This is a genomic window from Streptomyces chiangmaiensis, assembly GCF_036281785.1.
Taxonomy (GTDB): Bacteria; Actinomycetota; Actinomycetes; order Streptomycetales; family Streptomycetaceae; genus Streptomyces; species Streptomyces chiangmaiensis.
In genome coordinates, this window is record NZ_JAYWVC010000013.1 from 24,411 (window position 1) to 39,905 (window position 15,495).

Consider the following 15,495-nt stretch of genomic DNA (forward strand, 5'->3'; position numbering starts at 1 on the left):
GTGACGCGAAAGGGTGAGCCATGCGGGCTGAGGATGTCGGCCGAACGCCGACCGCACCGCTGGACGCCTCCACCTTCCCCAGGGGCCCCTACCGGTTCACGGACCGCAAGTACCTGAGAATCACCTGCCGAACGGATCCCGAGGCCCTCGACAGGGTGGTTCCCGAGCCGCTGCGGGCGGTGGAGCCGTTGGTCTGCTTCGAGGTCATGCGGATGTCGGCTCCCTTCCCGTCGCTCGGGCGACCATGGGCCACAAGCACGCGCCGCCGGGCACCGGGAAGGCGTGCGCGAGGCTCACACAGCCGACATTCATACTCAAGAAGCCGCCGAACCACGACGGGTCGCCGCGAATCTGCGCACCCGTCCGCTCGCAGATCACCGACGTCACGGTCAAGGGCTCCTGGAGTGGTCGGGCCCGGCTGCGGCTATTGGCCCATGCACTGGCCCCGCTCGCGGACCTGCCGGTCCTGGAGACCGTCTCCGCCTCCCATATCCTCACCGACCTCGGCCCGGGCCGGGGCGAGGTCGTTCACGACCACCTGGCCTGACCCCCGTACGACGAGCACCGAAGGGATCCCGTATGTCCGAGAACGCCGGCATCGCCGGAATCCGGAACGTCACCGTGGTCGGGGGAGGTGTCATCGGCGCGTCCTGGGCCGCGCTGTTCCTGGCCCGTGGCCTGTCCGTCACCGTCAGCGACCCGCAGCCGGGCGTCGATGATGCCGTGCGGGGGACCATCGCAGAGGCCACGCCGGCGCTGACGGCGCTCGGGCTGGACACCTCCGCGCTCACCGCCCGCTTGTCCTTCGAGCCGGACCTCGCCACCGCCGTCCGTACGGCGGACCTGGTGCAGGAGAACGGCCCGGAGCGGTTGGAGGTCAAGCACGAGATGTGGCGCGTGATCGAGGCCAACGCGCCTGCCGGTGCCCTGTTCACCAGTTCCACCTCCGGCATCCCCGCCACCGAGATCGCCACTGTCCTCAAGGCACCGGAAAGGCTCGTCATCGGGCATCCCTTCAACCCGCCCCATCTGGTGCCGCTGGTGGAGGTGGTACCGGGCGACCGGACGTCGAAGGAGACGACCGAACGCGCCCGCGCCTTCTACCTCGGACTGGGCAAGCGCCCCCAGGTGCTGCGCAAGGAGGTTCCGGGCTTCGTCGCCAACCGCCTGCAAGCGGCGATGTTCCGTGAGTGCGTGCATCTCGTCGGCGAAGGCGTGGTCACCATGCAGGAACTGGATGACATCGTCACCTCGTCCATCGGCCAGCGCTGGGCCGTCGCCGGCCCCTTCCGGAGCTTCCACCTGGGTGGCGGCGAGGGCGGCCTGGCCCACTTCATGGACCGCCTCGGCGTCGGCATGGAGCGCCACTGGGCCGCGATGGTCAAGGAGGACGTCGCGTTCGACGAACCCACCAAGCAGCTGCTGAACGAGCAGGTCAAGGACTTCGGCGGCACTGTCGACGAACTCGCCGCCGAACGCGACCGCGCGCAGATCGCTGTCATGCGTGCCCTCGGCCACGGCTGAGCCGGCCACGGAACCTCCGCGATCCGGGCCGAGGTCCAGCACTGGTCGCTCCAGCCGCACGCGGCCAGGCCGGCGTCCAACACCGCTTCCAAGGCCCGCAGTCGGCCGGCACCGGGCTTGCAGCGGGCGCCGGCTACCCCATCCCTCTCGCACAGCGCGACTTACGGGGCGGAGTCACCCAGCAGGTGGTTCGCTCGTTCCGTGCGCAGGTGGAGCGCCGTGCGGCCCTTGCGTTGTGTCGACACCAGGCCCGCCCCACGCAGCGCACCCAGGTGTTGAGAGACCGCGCTCGGGGTGATGCCCAGGCGGCCGGCCAGGGCCGCCGTTGTCAGGGGTTCAGCCAGGGCGGCGAGCACCGCCGTCCTGGTGTGGCCCAGCACCGGGGCCAGACCCGTCAGCTCCTGAGAGGGCGGCTCCCAGAGCAGGCCGACACCCACCGCCGGATAGCGGATCGACGCGGCTGTGACCGGCGACTTGTCGACGCCCACATTCGGCCAGTTGAAGACGCTGGGCAGCAGGACCAGGCCATGTCCGCCGGCGTCCACCGTGTAGGCCGAGTTGGGGGTGCGCCGGCCGTGCACCACCAACTGGCCACCGTCCCAGGCGATATCCCGGTGCAGCTCGGCGAACAGCGCCTGGACTCCACCGTCCACCAGGGTGAGCGCCCGCCTGCCGACGTCGGCTTCCAGCACCGCGCGCATCCGGCCCCACTGCGGAGCGATCAGCAGCTCGTGGCAGCGGTGGAGCGCTTCCGAAAGCCGTGGCAGCACCGCCGCCGGCTCGGGGACCTCCTCGCCTGGTACGCCCAGAACGGCGCCGTACTCCCGCCGGAAGAAGGCCTCTCCCGTGGCCCGCAGCAGCTCCAGCTCTGTCGACATGGAAGGCAGCCGCTCCTGCGGCACCGGGAACAGGAACGACGGCAGCGACCCGGCGATCAGCGCCCGCAGCAGCGGCAACTCGCGCTCACCTGCCAGCAGCGGCCGCGCCCTGCGCGCCCACGGCTGATGCACCGCATGCCCGGCCGTACCCAACAGGATCCGGAGAGCCAGCACGGTCTCGCCCAGCGGCGAGACGGCGAACCGCACCTTCGCGACCGACGCCGCGGTGAACCTGATCTCGACCGCCATCCATGCCGCCCCATCATGTAGCTGTAGCTAAACGATAGGCCGACACCCGTCGCCACCCCCAGGCTGTCCGGCATGGAATTCTTCACCTCATACGACGGAACCAAACTCGCCTACCGCGTAATCGGGGACGGCCGGCCTGTGATCTGCCTACCGGGCGGACCGCAGGAATCGGCCTACCTGGGCGAACTCGGCGGCCTGTCCGCGCACCGGCAGTTGATCATGCTGGACCTTCGCGGCACCGGGCGGTCCGCGACGCCTGCGGACATCGCCTCCTGCCGCTGCGACCGGCTCGTCGACGACGTGGAGGCCCTTCGCGGGCATCTGGGCCTGGACCGGATGGACCTGCTCGCGCATTCCGCCGGCGCGAATCTGGCCGTGCAGTACGTGGGCCGCCGGCCGGAACGCGTGGGCCGGCTCGCGCTGATCACGCCGAGCGTCCGGGCCGTCGGAATCGCGATCACCGGAGAACTGCGGCGCGAGACCGTCCAGCCGCGCCGGGACGAGCCGTGGTTCCCTGAGGCATTCGCGGCCCTGGAGGCGATCGGGGCGGGCCAGGCCACCGCCGACAGCCGGCAGGCCATCGCGCCGTTCTCCTACGGCCGCTGGGACGAAGCGGCTCGGGCCCACAGGGCCGCTGAGGATGAGCGGATGAACACGGAGGTCGTGGCTGCCTTCAACGCCGAAGGCGCCTACGACCCGGACGCCACCCGCGCGGCGCTCGCCCGGTTCCAGTCACCGGTACTCCTGCTCGCCGGCGAGGTCGATCCGGGCGCCCCTGCGCCCGCGACGGCCGAGTTTGCCGAGCTGTTCCCGAACGCCGAGTTCGCCGTCCAGCCCGGAGCCGGGCACTTCCCGTGGCTCGACGACGCGGACCGGTTCGTGGCAGCCACCGCGGCGTTCCTGGGACAAGCCACCACCCGTCGCCGCAATCTCAGTCATTGATGATCTCCAGACAGCGACGGTGCCCTGCAGGCGTCTCGCGCCCGTAGCCACCTCTCGCGCGGCACCCGGCCCGGTGTACCGGCCCCCGAGCCGGTTCACCTGGGGGTCTCGCGGAGAGTGAAATGCTATTCACTGACGTGCGCTTGCGCGCATTTTCTGAATTTCGTCGGAGAGATACGGTCATCACATCGCAGGAACGATTCTTCATCGATTTTTTCCCCCGAATGCCGGATAGCTTCCTCCGTATGGCGCTCGTTAGGTGATCGTGACTTGGAACGAACCGGAAGATCAGATCCCCGTCGGAAGTGGAGCCGCCTGGCACGACCCGACAGGCGGTGAGGCACTCGCCAAGGGCTGCTCGGACCTTCTTGAAGACTTCCTCAAGGAGATCGGCGACATGGAAAGCGAATATCTGCGCGCCATGGACGGAGCGTCCTGAGCGAGGACGCGGAGGAGCTGAGAATGGACAGGCTTCAAGGCGAGCCGAGCCTCTACGACATTCAGTTCGACCTGAGAAACGACTACGACGCGCTGGGGCGGCATGCGTACACCGTCGATCCCCTCGAGGCGCATCATGTCTGGAACGCACCCGGTCCGGACATGGCACCGAACGGCTGGGATCCGGACGAGGAACTGGCCCAGATGCTGTCCACGGTGTCCAGCGCGGCCCCCGCTCCGCCCCCCTTGGACGGGCAGCACCGCCACAGGATCGACCGGCGGCGCCCCCGGCCAGGTGCCCACCTCCTCGACAGCGGCCAGAAAGTCACCCCTGGCACGATTCTGGTCGCCACCATCGCCGCCTGCGCGGTGGCCATGCTCGGCTGGTCCATCGCCTACTCGTACAACCAGCTCCACGCCATCGCCTCGACGGTGCTTCCGGAGCCGCTGGCGCAATGGTGGCCACTGACGGTGTACGGGCCCTGGTTCGTGGCGGCCCTGTCCATTCTGCGGGCCTCCTTCCAGCACCGGACCGCTCGGCGGTCGTGGGTGGTCATCCTCGTCGCCTCCGCCACGGCGGTGGCACTGTGCATCGGCAACTCGGCCCACACTCTGCTCTCGATGGTGATCGTCGGAATTCCACCGATCACCGCGCTGGTCTGTTTCCGGGAGCTCGTCGGCCAGGTTTCGTGCAAACACCGCCCCCGACATGCCGCCCCCGGCAAGGAGCAGGCGAACGGCGGCTGACACCGGGACGCGCCCCCCGGGCCCCTCGGCGGGATCCACGGACTTCGGGCGGACACACGGAACGGCACCCGCAGGGAGCGCGGGTGCCGTTCCGTGTGTCCGCCGTGCGAGGCCCTAACCGGCCAGGGTCGGGACGAACGGCGACAGGGCCGGTGCGAGCTGCACCCCGGGGGCCAGACCGAGGGCGACGAGGGCGTCGGGCAGACCGCGTCCGACGCGCGCCGCCTCCATCGTGCCCGGGGCGGCCAGCCGGCGGCAGCTCGCGGCGATGATCTCGAACAGGTGCTGCACCCGCCCGGGCCCGCGCGGCAGCAGTTGGCCGTGGAAGTCCTCGTGGTGGGCGAGGACGAGGGCGGCGAGACCGGCGACATGGGCCGATGCCGTGCCGGTGCCGTCGAGGGCCGCGTATCCGCCCGCCGGCGCGCACGAGAGGACGGCGACGCCGGGAGCGGCGGCGTCGACCCCGGGGCCGTAACAGCTGAACGGCGCGGCGAACATTCCTTCCGGAGTCAACGGCGGCCCGGTGTGGGTCGCTTGGGAGGTGTCCGGAGCGAACGAGCCGAAGACCCCCAGCGCACCCACTGCGAACACGGTGGGCAGCGAGCCCGGGAAGGCGACCGGCCCTCCGGTGTCGCCCGTGGGGGCGACGCAGGCGATCCCCGCCGCGTTGGCGTCGGCCAGCTTGCGGGAGACCAGCGCCGACGGGTACGGCGTCGCCACGTCGATGTGAGCGATGTCGACCTCGCGTTCGATGCAGTGGTCCAGTGCCGCGATCAGGTCGCTGAAGTGTCCGCCGGGCATCACCTGGCACACCTCGACCTCGGCGTCGACGGCGATGCCGATGACACCCTTGCCGGTGTCCGCCCCGGCGATGATGCCCGCGGCGTGCGTGCCGCTGCCCATCCCGTCGTGGGCCCAGCCCTCGGCCGTGCCGCGGACGAGATCGACCCCGGAACGCACCCGCTGCTTCAGGTCGGGGTGCTCGGCACTGACGCCCGAACAGATGACCCCGATCCTGACGCCGAAGGCGCGGAACGTGGGAGGCAGCCGGTCCAGTCGCATGGCCTGCTGACCCCAGCCGTACTGCTGCCGCTCATCGAGCTCCGGGTACACCTTGGACAGCGGCGTGAGGGTGACAAGGTTCTCCTGGGTCTCCGAGAGGTCGGGGCGGTGGATCCAGCGGTCGTTGTAACCGCCCGCGGGGCGGACGTACAGCGACTGAACGGACTCGACGGTGTCCGTCGCCAGGCTGATGGTGACCGTCCCGTCGTCCCGGGTGATGCCCTGGCCCGGCCAGGTCGCCCCGATCAGGAACACCGCCGCACCAAAGAGCGGTTCACCGTCCGCGCCGCAGACGCGCAACGTGATCTCCACGGGTTGTTCCAGCGACACGACCAGCCCCGGATCACGCAGAGGCAGGGTCCCCGCGGTCGGCATGGCGGCGAGTCCGGTCCCGGACAGCGGCGGATCCGGTTCGATGTGCACATGCAGCGATCGCATCGCCGGTACCTGCGCCTCGGCCGCCTCGACGACCGCGATCTCCGGGCAGGAGGGGTGCACCCCGGCCGACTGCAGCCGCTCGGAGGGCCGAAGTCTGCGGATCACCCTCACCTCCGGAATCCGCTCCAGCCGATCGCACACCGCGTCCATGCTGAGTTCGGCCACTCCCGGTGGGAGCAGATGCTGCGGCAGCGGCGTCACCATGTACCGCTCCCGGCGCGGCTGCACCGTGATCGGTGACTGCGCGCCCTTCTTGCGTGACCCCGCGTCCTTCCCCTCGGGCCCCGGCCCTCCCGCCGCCGCGCCCTCGGACCCGCTCTCGCGGTTGTTTCCGGGCCTTTCCTTGACCATGACATCCACCTTCACCACGGAAATGTCGTCCTTGCTCCTGATCCGGCGACGGGCGGCTCGCGCTTCCACGGTGATGCGGTGTGCCCGGGAGCCGGTCCCGGGGCACACCGCATCGCGCGCCGCCTGGGGTCAGCCGATACCGAAGGGCTGACCCATCTGGCCGAAGCCGAAGCCCGGCTGCTGGTACTGCGGGAAGGACTGCCCGAACGACTGCTGGCCGCCCCACTGCTGCTGGCCCTGCTGGCTCTGCTGCAGCAGGGCCACGATGGCGGTCGGCAGCGCCTGCTGCACGGACTGTTCCACGGCCTGCCGGATGCCCGCGTGCAGCGTGTGGTGCAGCGCGATGGCCAGGTAGGGATGCGCCTGCTGGGCCAAGCCCTGCTGCTGGAGCTGCTGCTGGACCTGCTGGACCTGCTGAAGTTGGTGCTGCATGCGCTGGGCGATCTGCTGGCTCGCCTGCTGACAGGCCTGCTGGATCGACTGCTGGACGATCTGCGTGATCTGCTGCTGCGGGCCGCCCACCTGCGGGCCGAACTGCTGCGTGGGCTGGGCTCCGGTCATCACCGACATGAATGCTCCATTCACGGCATCATGGGAGGGGAAGCCGACATACGGATCTATGTGGGCTTTGTCGGGAGAAGTCCGACGCCCTGAAGCTAAGTTGGCGCCGCCTCGACCGCAATCGGATGGGCGCCTCCGGGGGACACGCCGCTGGCGGGGCACGGACGTGCACGGCGCGTGGTTTCCCTGGCAGGCGCAGTTCCGAGGGCCCGGCGTCGCCTCCGGAGGGCCGGGCGCACCGTCCCGGGATCTCCCGCCACCCGGGTGAAGGTCACCGCCGGAACAGACGGTCCGCCCGGTTCGGATGCCCCGGGCAACGGACGGTGGGCCGACCCCCCTGCTCCGCGGCCGCGTCGCATCGGCCGAGGTGCGGGCGGCTGGGCTCCATCGGGGAAGGGCCGGCTCCCGCGGTCGGCCGCCGGAAGACCACCGAGCCCAGCAACACCCCCTCTCCACAGGGGAGTTCGCGAGTTCCCGCAGAAACCCCTGAGCGCTGGAGGGCATAATCACGACGCCCACGGCGCGGTCACGGCGCACCAGGCCGGAAGTCGCGCCTGCGCTCACGGAGTTCCGCTCCGGGCACGGCCCGGGGCACACGATGGCCGCGGGCGGCCGGTCCCGGTACGCCGGCCCCGGGACCGCGGAGAAAAATCAGTCCTCGCCGCTGCCGTACGGCCTGGTCAGGATCTCCAGGTTGTGTCCGTTCGGGTCGTCGAAGTACGCCCCCCGGCCGCCGTCGTTGTGGTTGATCTCGCCGGGGTGGTCGTGGTGCGGGTCCGCCCAGTAGGTCAAGCCCGCGGCGCGCACGCGGGCGAAGATCGCGTCGAAGTCGTCCTCGGAGACCAGGAACGCGTAGTGCTGGGGCGTGATCGAATCGTCTGTGTCCATGTAGTCCAGCGTCACGCCGTTCGGCGTCTGCACGGGTATGAACGGGCCGTACTGCGGTTCCACCTGCAGACCCAGCAGATCCGCGAGGAACTGTGCGGATGCCGTCTTGTCGTGGGCGGCGACGATCGTGTGATTGAGTTCGACTGCCATCGGTCGGGCCTCCTTCCCCCTCGGTGCCAGGACCACTTTCCACGCTAGGCGGTCGCACGGGCCGAATCCATCCGTCTCTGGTCCCGTCCCGCTCCGACTCGCGACCGAGCCCGTGGGCCACCGGGGGGAGGACAGCCAGGCATGGCCGTGACCGGTGGCGACGCACGGTGCGCGGGCGCTCCTCGGTGGTCCCATCGCCCGCGCCGACGGGCCTCGGCCACGACGGCCCGCGAACGGGGTGAGGCGGCCACGGGGCCGCCTCACGCCGTGGTCACCGGATCCTCAGATGGTGGCCGCGTCGATCACGAACCGGTACCGCACATCGCTGCTGAGCACCCGCTCGTACGCGTCGTTGATCTCGGACGCGCTGATCAGCTCGATCTCCGCGCCGATACCGTGCGCCGCACAGAAGTCCAGCATCTCCTGGGTCTCGCGGATCCCGCCGATGGCCGAGCCGGCGAGGGTCTTGCGGCCCGAGATCAGCGAGAACAGGTTGAACGAGATCGGTTCCTCGGGCGCACCCACGTTCACCAGCGCGCCGTCCGACTTCAGCAGCGAGAGGAAGGCGCCGAAGTCCAGCGGCGCCGACACGGTCGAAACGATCAGGTCGAACGTGCCGCGCAGCTCCTCGAACGTCTGCGGGTCGCTGGTGGCGTGGTAGTGGTCGGCACCCAGCTTGAGCCCGTCGTCCTTCTTGCGCAGGGACTGGGACAGCACAGTCACCTCGGCGCCCATGGCGTGCGCGAGCTTGACGGCCATGTGACCCAGGCCGCCCATGCCGAGGACGGCGACCTTCCTGCCGGGGCCCGCGTTCCAGTGCCGGAGCGGGGAGTACGTGGTGATGCCGGCGCACAGCAGCGGGGCGGCCACGTCGAGGGCGAGACCGTCCGGGATGCGCACGGTGTAGTTCTCGTCGACGACGATCTTCTCGGAGTAGCCGCCGTAGGTGGGCTCGCCGTTCCTGTCGAGGGCGTTGTAGGTGCCGATCATGCCCTTGAGGCAGTACTGCTCGAGGCCCGCCCGGCAGTTCTCGCACTCACGGCAGGAGTCGACCATGCAGCCCACGCCCACACGGTCACCGACCCTGAACTTGGTCACGCCGGAACCGACAGCGGAGACGATGCCCGCGATCTCGTGCCCCGGAACCATCGGGAAGATCGCCTCGCCCCATCCCTCGCGGGCCTGGTGGATGTCCGAGTGGCAGATGCCGGCGAACTTGATGTCGATCAGTACGTCGAACTCACCGACCTCGCGGCGCTCGATCGTCGTGCGCTCGAGCGGGGCCTTGGCGGCGGGTGCGGCATACGCAGCAACGGTGGTCATGCCGGAATTTCTCCTTGGGGGGTCATGTGCCCGGCTGCCTTCCACCGGGCACGCTGTCCAGCCTGCCGGAGTGCACCGGCTCCACCCAGGCCACGGCTTTGTGTACGTCCGGCGTTCGTACCACTGACGGGGTCAGGCTCCTGGTCGTACGACCAGGAATACTGGACGTATGGATGTGACGCCCGACTCCGTACAGGGGCCCGCAGCCGGAACCGGTCAGGCCCTGGACCGGCGTGCGGAGCTCAGCGAGTTCCTGCGCTCCCGGCGGGCCCGGCTCAAGCCCGAGGACGTGGGCCTGCCGGACTTCGGCCGGCACCGGCGGGTGCCGGGGCTGCGGCGCGAGGAGCTGGCGCAGCTGGCCGGGGTGTCGGTGGCGTACTACACGCGCCTGGAGCAGGGCAACGGACGGAACGTGTCGGCGGAGGTACTCGACGCCATCGCCCGCGCACTGCGGCTGAGCGACGCGGAGCACGCACATCTGACGCACCTCGCCAAGCCCAAGGCGCACAAGAAGAAGCCATCGGCGCGGTCGCAGCAGGTGCGCTCCTCGCTGCGCCAGCTGCTGGACGCCTTCGACGGCGTCCCGGCCTACATCGGGGGGCGGCGCGCGGAGGTCCTGGCGTGGAACCGGATGGCCGCGGCCGTCTTCGGGGACTGGGCCCAGCTGCCTCAGCAGGAGCGGAACTGGGCGCGCATGATGTTCCTGCGGCCGGAGTACCACGATCTGTTCGTGGACTGGGAGCAGAAGGCGATCGACATCGTGTGCCAGCTGCGCTACGAGGCGGGGTGCCATCCCGACGATCCACGGCTGTCGGCGCTCGTCGGGGAGCTGTCGGTGAAGAGCGCGGAGTTCCGGCGGCTGTGGGCGACGCACGACGTCAAGGAGAAGAGCCACGGGCTCAAGCAACTGAGGCACCCGCTGGTGGGCGATCTTGCGCTGCAGTGCGAGTCGTTCTGGCTGCCGGACGACAGTGAGCTGTCGCTGGTGACCTACCACGCAGAGCCGGGGTCCACGTCGGCGGAGGCGCTGCGGCTGCTGGGGAGCTGGGGTACGGACGCCACTCGCGCGGGCACGACCGCGCCCCGCCGCTGACCCACCCCCGCCCACGGCGGGGGCCGCGCGCCCCGCTCGCTGTACGCCGGGAAGCCGAGTACGCCGGAGACAGGGACGGCCCGCCGGAAGCTGCGCTTCTGCGGGCCGTCCGTCCGCCGTCGGATCACTCGGCGCAGAAATGATCTTGCGCCGAGCGGCCTACCGTGCCGCGTTCTCCTTGACCGTGATCCGCCCCTTGCGGATGGTCGCCAGACGCGGGGCCTTCTTCGCGATGGAGGAGTCGTGGGTGACCATGACGAAGGTCAGCCCGTGCTCCTTCCACATGCGTTCGAGCACGTCCATGATCTCGTCGCGCATCGACTCGTCGAGGTTCCCCGTGGGTTCGTCGGCGAGCAGCACCTTCGGCTGCTTCACCAGCGCACGGGCGATCGCCACGCGCTGCTGCTGACCACCCGACATCTCGCCCGGCAGGTGCCCGAGCCGCTCTTCGAGCCCGACGGACCGCAGGGCCTCGGCGGCCCGTTCGCGCCGCTTCTTCGCCTTCACCCCGAGCGGCACGAGGGCCGTCTCCACGTTCTCCTGGGCGGTGAGCGTCGGAACGAGGTTGAAGGACTGGAAGACGAAGCCGACGTTCTCGCTGCGCACCTTGGTGAGCCTGGCCTCGGAGAGCCTGGCGAGGTCGACGCCGTCGAGGTCGACGCTGCCGGCGGTCGGCTTGTCCAGTCCGCCGAGCATCTGCAGCAGCGTGGACTTGCCGCCACCGGTGGGTCCCTGGATGACGAGGCGGTCGCCGTCGCCGATGATCAGGTCGACACCGTCCAGGGCCAGGACGGTCTCCTTGCCCCGCGTGTAGCGCTTGGTGACGCCTCTGAGTTCGTACATGGTGCAACTCCTGGAATGGGAAGGGGGCCGGGGCCTGCCGTGACGACAGGCCCCGGACCGCGCAAGGTGTGCGGGGCGGGTGCTACTCGACGCGGCGCAAGGCGTCCGCGGGGCGCAGACGCGAGGCGCGCCAGCCGCCGAAGGCGCCGGCGATCAGACCGCCGGCCACCGCGAGGGCGACCGCGAGGACGATGGTGGTGGCGCTGACCGGCGCCGTGAGTGCGACCTCCAGGGTCTTTGCGGCCTGTCGACCGGGACCCCCGCCGAAACCGCCACCACCGGCTCCGCCGCCGAGCTGAGCCTGCAGCGTCGGGCTGACGGCGGTCACGACGTACGCGCCCGCCAGGCCGAGCGCGATGCCGAGGGCCCCACCGACCAGGCCGTTGACGACGGCTTCGCCGACCACCTGCCGGGTCACCCGGCCCGACTTCCAGCCCAGCGCCTTGAGGGTGCCGAACTCCCGCACTCGACGGGAGACGGCTGAGGAGGTGAGGAGTCCGGCGACGAGGAACGCGGCCACGAGCACCACGATGGACAGCCACTTGCCCACGCTCGTGGCGAGGCTGGAGGCGGTGGACAGCGAGCCGGAGACGGTGGAGGCGAGGTCCGAGGAGGTGGTGACCGTGGTCCCGGAGATGTTCTTCTGGATGGTCTTCTTGACGGCCGCGATCTGCTGGGAGTCGGTCGCCTTGACGTAGATCGTGGTGACCTTGTTCTTCGCGTCGGCGAGTGTCTGGGCCTGCTTCAGCGGGATGTAGAGGTTGGCCGCCGAGTCACCGCTGTCGGCCGTGGCGATGCCGATCACCTGGTACTTGACGTTCTTGATGGTGACGGTGCTGCCGACCTTGAGCTTCTTCTCCTTGGCGTACGCCGAGTCCGCGACGACGACCTCGGCGTCCGTCTCGGTCGTCTTGAACGTACGGCCGCTGGTGATCTTCGAAGAGGTCAGCGGGCCCAGGGCGGGCTTGGTGACGTCGGTGCCGTAGACGGAGTAGTTGTTGACGTCGAAGTCGGCGCCGCCACCCTCGACGCGGCCCTCGGGCCCCCCGGTGGCTCCGCCCCGGCCGCGCTGCCCGCCGCCGTTCTGGAATTGCCTGAACCGGCCCTGAGTGAACTGGCCACTGATCTTGATGACCCGCAGGCTCAGTCCGCCCACCGCGTCCGAGACACCGCTCTGCGACCCGACCTTGCCGACCGTGCCGTCGGCCAGGGTCTCGAATCCCTGGACCATGACGCGGTCGCTGCTCTGAGTCGCCTCGGAGTCGTCACTGCGGGCGTCGAAGTTGAAGCGCGGCCCTTGTGAGCCGCTCGACGGAGGGGCCGCCGCCTTCGTGACCGTCATGTCGGTGCCGAGCCCGTACAGCGACTGCAGAACCTTGTCCTGCGCCTTCCCCATGCCGGAGGACACGGAGTTGACCACGATGACCAGGGCGATGCCCAACGCAAGCCCGGAGGCGACGACGAGGGCCGCCTTTCTCCGGCGGCGCAGTTCGCGCCTCAGGTAGGTGAAGAACATGGCCGCAAGCTAGGGACGCACCCTGATGAACCCATAAGCCGGACATAAGAGAACGATGAAAAGCCTGTGCCGGCCCTCCTGCTGCCGCAAGACCTGTGAGGGGCCTGCGAGACGACCGAGGCGCTCGCCGCCCCGTGAGGGGCGGCGAGCGCCTCGGTGAAGTGGTGGTGACGGGCGGGGTCTTCGGCGTCAGACCGCCGAACCCGCCGTCCACTGGGCCCAGCTCATGTTCCAGCCGTTGAGGCCGTTGTCGGGGGCGACGGTCTTGTCGCCGGTGTTGGCGACGACCACGACGTCACCGATCATCGAGTGGCCGTAGAACCACGAGGCCGGGGTGCCGGGATCCTTCGCGCCCTTCTTGTCCTGCAGGCCCACGCAGCCGTGGCTGGTGTTGACGTTGCCGAAGACGGAGGGCGCGCCCCAGTAGTTGCCGTGGATGAAGGTGCCCGACGTGGTCAGGCGCATGGCGTGCGGCACGTCCTTGATGTCGTACTCGCCCTTGCCGTCCGAGTCCTTGAAGCCGACGGTCGCGCCGTTCATCCGGGTCTGGGTGAACTTCTGGGAGATCACCATCTGGCCCTGGTAGGTGGTGTGGTCGGGCGCGCCCGCGGAGATCGGGATGGTCTTGACGACCTTGCCGTCCTGGGTGACCCTCATCTGCTTGGTCTTCGCGTCGACGTACGAGACCTGGTTGCGGCCGATCTTGAAGGTGACCGTCTTCTGCTGCACGCCGTACACGCCGCTCGCGCCCTGGACTCCGTCGAGGTTGAGCTTCAAGGTGACGGTGGAGCCTTCCTGCCAGTACTGCTCGGGGCGGAAGTCGAGCCGGTTGGCGTTGAACCAGTGCCCGACGACCTGCTGCCCGCTGCTGGAGGTGACGTCGATCCCCTTCTGCACGGCCGCCTTGTTCGTGATGGCCTTGTCGAAGTTGATCGAGACCGGCATGCCGACACCGACGATCGAGCCGTTCTCCGGGGTGAAGTTGCCTATGAAGGAGTGGGCCGGGGCTACGGTCGTGAACGAGGCGTTCTCGTGCGCGTCACGGCCCTGGGAGTCCTTGGCGGTCGCGGCGACCTTGTAGGTGGTCGCCCGCGCCAGCTGGCCGCTGGGCGCCCAGCTCTTCTTGTCCGCGGATATCTGCCCGTCGACGGGGGTGCCGGACTCCGTGGTCATGGCGACGTCGGTGAGGGTGCCCTTGGCGACCGTCACCTTGGCCGCGTTGTTGATGGAGGCGTTGTCGGAGCCGTCCGACGGCGTGATCGTGATCTGTGCCTCGGAGGCCTTCCGGGCGGCCGCCTCGTCGACCTTGGCCTGCGAGGTGGAGTCGCCACCCTTGCCACCGGCCGTCTCGCCGCCTCCGCTGCACGCGGCGAGCACGAGCATTCCGCCGAGCAGTGCGGACGCGGTCACGAGACCCTTGCGCCGCTTACTGTTCGTCATCACACGCTTCTCCATCGTTGCCGAAATCCCCAAACCCCTTGAGTTCCCGCAGGAATCATCAACGGTACGGCCGGCCGCCCCCGTTCCACATCCGTTGGACGTGTGGGCCACGCCACGTCGGTGCGACGGGGGCGCAGGGGGGCGTCCGTGCCGTGCGGGACGCCTGGGAACACTCCTGAAGACGACGGAACCCCGGGCGCCGGTTGCCGCCCGGGGTCACGATTTCCCCAAGACACGTCAGCGGAGTCCGGCCTCCTCGTCGTCCTCGTCGCCGTCCGCCTCATCATCCCCGCCGAGGAGCCAGTCCGGCGAGTCCGCGTCGTAGTCGATCTCCTCACTGCTCCAGGAGGCCTGGGCGAGTTCCACCCCCGGCACCTCGCTGACCAGGTCGGACGGGTCGACCAGGTACGCCAGGGCCTCGGCTGTGTCTTCCGTCACTGCGCTCTCGGTGTACGCACGTTCCCCTTCGGGCATGTCCGCGTCATCCGCGATGCGGCACAGCGCGGCCTTGGTGACGGCGTCGGCGTCCTCGATCTCGAGGACCAGATCCACACGAAGGCGGACAAAACGTGATGTCTCAGAAGTGCTCATGGCGGGCAGCGTACGGCCCTGAGGGGGCGCGACTTTCCCGCGACCCGCGTCTTTCACTAGCATCGCCCCACACGGCCAATTCGCAAGCGCCACAGGGGGATCGGTATTTCGTGTCCGCCGCACGTCGATCGACGTCCACCACCCGCCGGACGTTGCTGACCGCCACCGCCGCGGGAACCCTCCTGGGAGCCCTGTGGTTCGTTCCGTCCGCCAACGCGACGCAGCACGCGCCAGGAGAGCAGACCTCGACGTCCCTGCACACGTCCACGGAGACGGACACGGCCGAGGACACCACGGCGACGGGCACCCAACTGGCCGACACGGGAGCCGTGAACACGACCCCGTACGTGGTGGGGGGCACTCTCTTCCTGTGCCTGGGGGCGGGGTTCGTCGCGTACTCGGTGCGCCGGGAACGCATGGACCTCTGAATCGCCCGACGTAGCGCACCAAGGACCCCGGCG

General features: G+C 69.7%; 16 protein-coding genes and 2 pseudogenes. 8 read left to right on the forward strand and 10 right to left on the reverse strand.

From position 1 onward, the window contains the following. Positions 1–20: 20 nt before the first annotated feature. The 3 genes and pseudogenes from VXC91_RS06590 to VXC91_RS06600 all read left to right on the forward strand — a co-directional run. Positions 21–184 (forward strand): annotated as a pseudogene (locus VXC91_RS06590) (acetoacetate decarboxylase family protein); the annotation flags it as partial. A 60-nt stretch (positions 185–244) separates the two neighbouring features. Continuing rightward, a complete protein-coding gene (locus VXC91_RS06595; RefSeq protein WP_329505809.1) occupies positions 245–547 on the forward strand; it encodes an acetoacetate decarboxylase family protein in 303 nt (100 codons plus the stop codon). 32 nt (positions 548–579) lie between these two features. Beyond that, entirely contained in the window at positions 580–1,524 is a 945-nt protein-coding gene (locus tag VXC91_RS06600; RefSeq protein ID WP_329505810.1) for a 3-hydroxyacyl-CoA dehydrogenase NAD-binding domain-containing protein, read from the forward strand. A gap of 11 nt (positions 1,525–1,535) precedes the next feature. On the opposite strand, the pseudogene VXC91_RS47430 reads toward VXC91_RS06600, so the two are convergent. Together VXC91_RS47430 and VXC91_RS06605 are read right to left on the reverse strand one after the other, a co-directional pair. Further along, positions 1,536–1,664: pseudogene (locus VXC91_RS47430) on the reverse strand (IS630 family transposase); the annotation flags it as partial. A 21-nt stretch (positions 1,665–1,685) separates the two neighbouring features. Then, the gene (locus tag VXC91_RS06605; protein ID WP_329505811.1) at positions 1,686–2,651 is read right to left on the reverse strand and encodes an ArsR/SmtB family transcription factor; all 966 of its coding nucleotides are present in this window, start codon (positions 2,649–2,651) and stop codon (positions 1,686–1,688) included. Positions 2,652–2,723: 72 nt separating this feature from the next. Here VXC91_RS06605 and VXC91_RS06610 point away from each other — a divergent pair, with 72 nt between their 5' ends. The 3 genes from VXC91_RS06610 (at position 2,724) to VXC91_RS06620 (ending at position 4,778) form a co-directional block, all read left to right on the forward strand. Beyond that, on the forward strand, positions 2,724–3,593 hold the full coding sequence (locus VXC91_RS06610; RefSeq protein WP_329505812.1) for an alpha/beta fold hydrolase: 870 nt from the start codon (positions 2,724–2,726) through the stop codon (positions 3,591–3,593). A 265-nt stretch (positions 3,594–3,858) separates the two neighbouring features. Further along, positions 3,859–4,032, forward strand: coding sequence for a hypothetical protein (locus VXC91_RS06615; RefSeq protein ID WP_329505814.1), 174 nt, complete (start codon positions 3,859–3,861; stop codon positions 4,030–4,032). Positions 4,033–4,055: 23 nt separating this feature from the next. Beyond that, positions 4,056–4,778: a DUF2637 domain-containing protein gene (locus VXC91_RS06620; RefSeq protein ID WP_329505815.1), complete on the forward strand. Its 723-nt coding sequence runs from the start codon at positions 4,056–4,058 to the stop codon at positions 4,776–4,778. 114 nt (positions 4,779–4,892) lie between these two features. Here the strand turns inward: VXC91_RS06620 and VXC91_RS06625 are convergent, their stop codons facing one another. The 4 genes from VXC91_RS06625 to VXC91_RS06640 form a co-directional block, all read right to left on the reverse strand. Further along, complete coding sequence (locus tag VXC91_RS06625; protein WP_329505816.1) at positions 4,893–6,629, reverse strand: S8 family serine peptidase; 1,737 nt, start codon at positions 6,627–6,629, stop codon at positions 4,893–4,895. 129 nt (positions 6,630–6,758) lie between these two features. Then, positions 6,759–7,199, reverse strand: a complete 441-nt coding sequence (locus VXC91_RS06630) for a hypothetical protein (RefSeq protein WP_329505818.1) — start codon at positions 7,197–7,199, stop codon at positions 6,759–6,761. A 642-nt stretch (positions 7,200–7,841) separates the two neighbouring features. Continuing rightward, complete coding sequence (locus VXC91_RS06635) at positions 7,842–8,228, reverse strand: VOC family protein (RefSeq protein WP_329505820.1); 387 nt, start codon at positions 8,226–8,228, stop codon at positions 7,842–7,844. A gap of 282 nt (positions 8,229–8,510) precedes the next feature. Next, positions 8,511–9,551 (reverse strand): NAD(P)-dependent alcohol dehydrogenase, encoded by a 1,041-nt coding sequence (locus VXC91_RS06640; RefSeq protein ID WP_329505821.1) that lies wholly within the window; start codon positions 9,549–9,551, stop codon positions 8,511–8,513. Positions 9,552–9,720: 169 nt separating this feature from the next. On the opposite strand from VXC91_RS06640, the gene VXC91_RS06645 reads away from it, so the two are divergent. Continuing rightward, positions 9,721–10,644: a helix-turn-helix domain-containing protein gene (locus VXC91_RS06645; RefSeq protein WP_329505823.1), complete on the forward strand. Its 924-nt coding sequence runs from the start codon at positions 9,721–9,723 to the stop codon at positions 10,642–10,644. Between the two features lie 159 nt (positions 10,645–10,803). On the opposite strand, the gene VXC91_RS06650 is transcribed toward VXC91_RS06645, so the two are convergent. The 4 genes from VXC91_RS06650 to VXC91_RS06665 all read right to left on the reverse strand — a co-directional run bounded on the left by VXC91_RS06650 (position 10,804) and on the right by VXC91_RS06665 (position 15,034). Continuing rightward, positions 10,804–11,487: an ABC transporter ATP-binding protein gene (locus VXC91_RS06650; protein WP_329505825.1), complete on the reverse strand. Its 684-nt coding sequence runs from the start codon at positions 11,485–11,487 to the stop codon at positions 10,804–10,806. A gap of 82 nt (positions 11,488–11,569) precedes the next feature. After that, positions 11,570–13,003, reverse strand: coding sequence for an ABC transporter permease (locus VXC91_RS06655; RefSeq protein ID WP_329505827.1), 1,434 nt, complete (start codon positions 13,001–13,003; stop codon positions 11,570–11,572). Between the two features lie 189 nt (positions 13,004–13,192). Then, positions 13,193–14,443, reverse strand: a complete 1,251-nt coding sequence (locus VXC91_RS06660) for a L,D-transpeptidase (RefSeq protein WP_329505829.1) — start codon at positions 14,441–14,443, stop codon at positions 13,193–13,195. Positions 14,444–14,680: 237 nt separating this feature from the next. Next, positions 14,681–15,034 (reverse strand): hypothetical protein, encoded by a 354-nt coding sequence (locus tag VXC91_RS06665; protein ID WP_329505830.1) that lies wholly within the window; start codon positions 15,032–15,034, stop codon positions 14,681–14,683. A gap of 110 nt (positions 15,035–15,144) precedes the next feature. On the opposite strand from VXC91_RS06665, the gene VXC91_RS06670 reads away from it, so the two are divergent. Beyond that, positions 15,145–15,462, forward strand: coding sequence for a hypothetical protein (locus VXC91_RS06670; protein WP_329505832.1), 318 nt, complete (start codon positions 15,145–15,147; stop codon positions 15,460–15,462). Positions 15,463–15,495: the final 33 nt, after the last annotated feature.

Excerpts from the sequence above, each read along its gene's own strand:
- VXC91_RS06660 (WP_329505829.1), bottom strand. The coding sequence starts at position 14,443 with ATGACGAACAGTAAGCGGCGCAAGGGTCTCGTGACCGCGTCCGCACTG.
- VXC91_RS06640 (WP_329505821.1), bottom strand. The coding sequence starts at position 9,551 with ATGACCACCGTTGCTGCGTATGCCGCACCCGCCGCCAAGGCCCCGCTC.
- VXC91_RS06605 (WP_329505811.1), bottom strand. The coding sequence starts at position 2,651 with ATGGCGGTCGAGATCAGGTTCACCGCGGCGTCGGTCGCGAAGGTGCGG.
- VXC91_RS06600 (WP_329505810.1), top strand. The coding sequence starts at position 580 with ATGTCCGAGAACGCCGGCATCGCCGGAATCCGGAACGTCACCGTGGTC.
- VXC91_RS06650 (WP_329505825.1), bottom strand. The coding sequence starts at position 11,487 with ATGTACGAACTCAGAGGCGTCACCAAGCGCTACACGCGGGGCAAGGAG.
- VXC91_RS06635 (WP_329505820.1), bottom strand. The coding sequence starts at position 8,228 with ATGGCAGTCGAACTCAATCACACGATCGTCGCCGCCCACGACAAGACG.
- VXC91_RS06665 (WP_329505830.1), bottom strand. The coding sequence starts at position 15,034 with ATGAGCACTTCTGAGACATCACGTTTTGTCCGCCTTCGTGTGGATCTG.
- VXC91_RS06655 (WP_329505827.1), bottom strand. The coding sequence starts at position 13,003 with ATGTTCTTCACCTACCTGAGGCGCGAACTGCGCCGCCGGAGAAAGGCG.
- VXC91_RS06630 (WP_329505818.1), bottom strand. The coding sequence starts at position 7,199 with ATGTCGGTGATGACCGGAGCCCAGCCCACGCAGCAGTTCGGCCCGCAG.
- VXC91_RS06595 (WP_329505809.1), top strand. The coding sequence starts at position 245 with ATGGGCCACAAGCACGCGCCGCCGGGCACCGGGAAGGCGTGCGCGAGG.
- VXC91_RS06645 (WP_329505823.1), top strand. The coding sequence starts at position 9,721 with ATGGATGTGACGCCCGACTCCGTACAGGGGCCCGCAGCCGGAACCGGT.
- VXC91_RS06625 (WP_329505816.1), bottom strand. The coding sequence starts at position 6,629 with ATGGTCAAGGAAAGGCCCGGAAACAACCGCGAGAGCGGGTCCGAGGGC.
- VXC91_RS06610 (WP_329505812.1), top strand. The coding sequence starts at position 2,724 with ATGGAATTCTTCACCTCATACGACGGAACCAAACTCGCCTACCGCGTA.
- VXC91_RS06620 (WP_329505815.1), top strand. The coding sequence starts at position 4,056 with ATGGACAGGCTTCAAGGCGAGCCGAGCCTCTACGACATTCAGTTCGAC.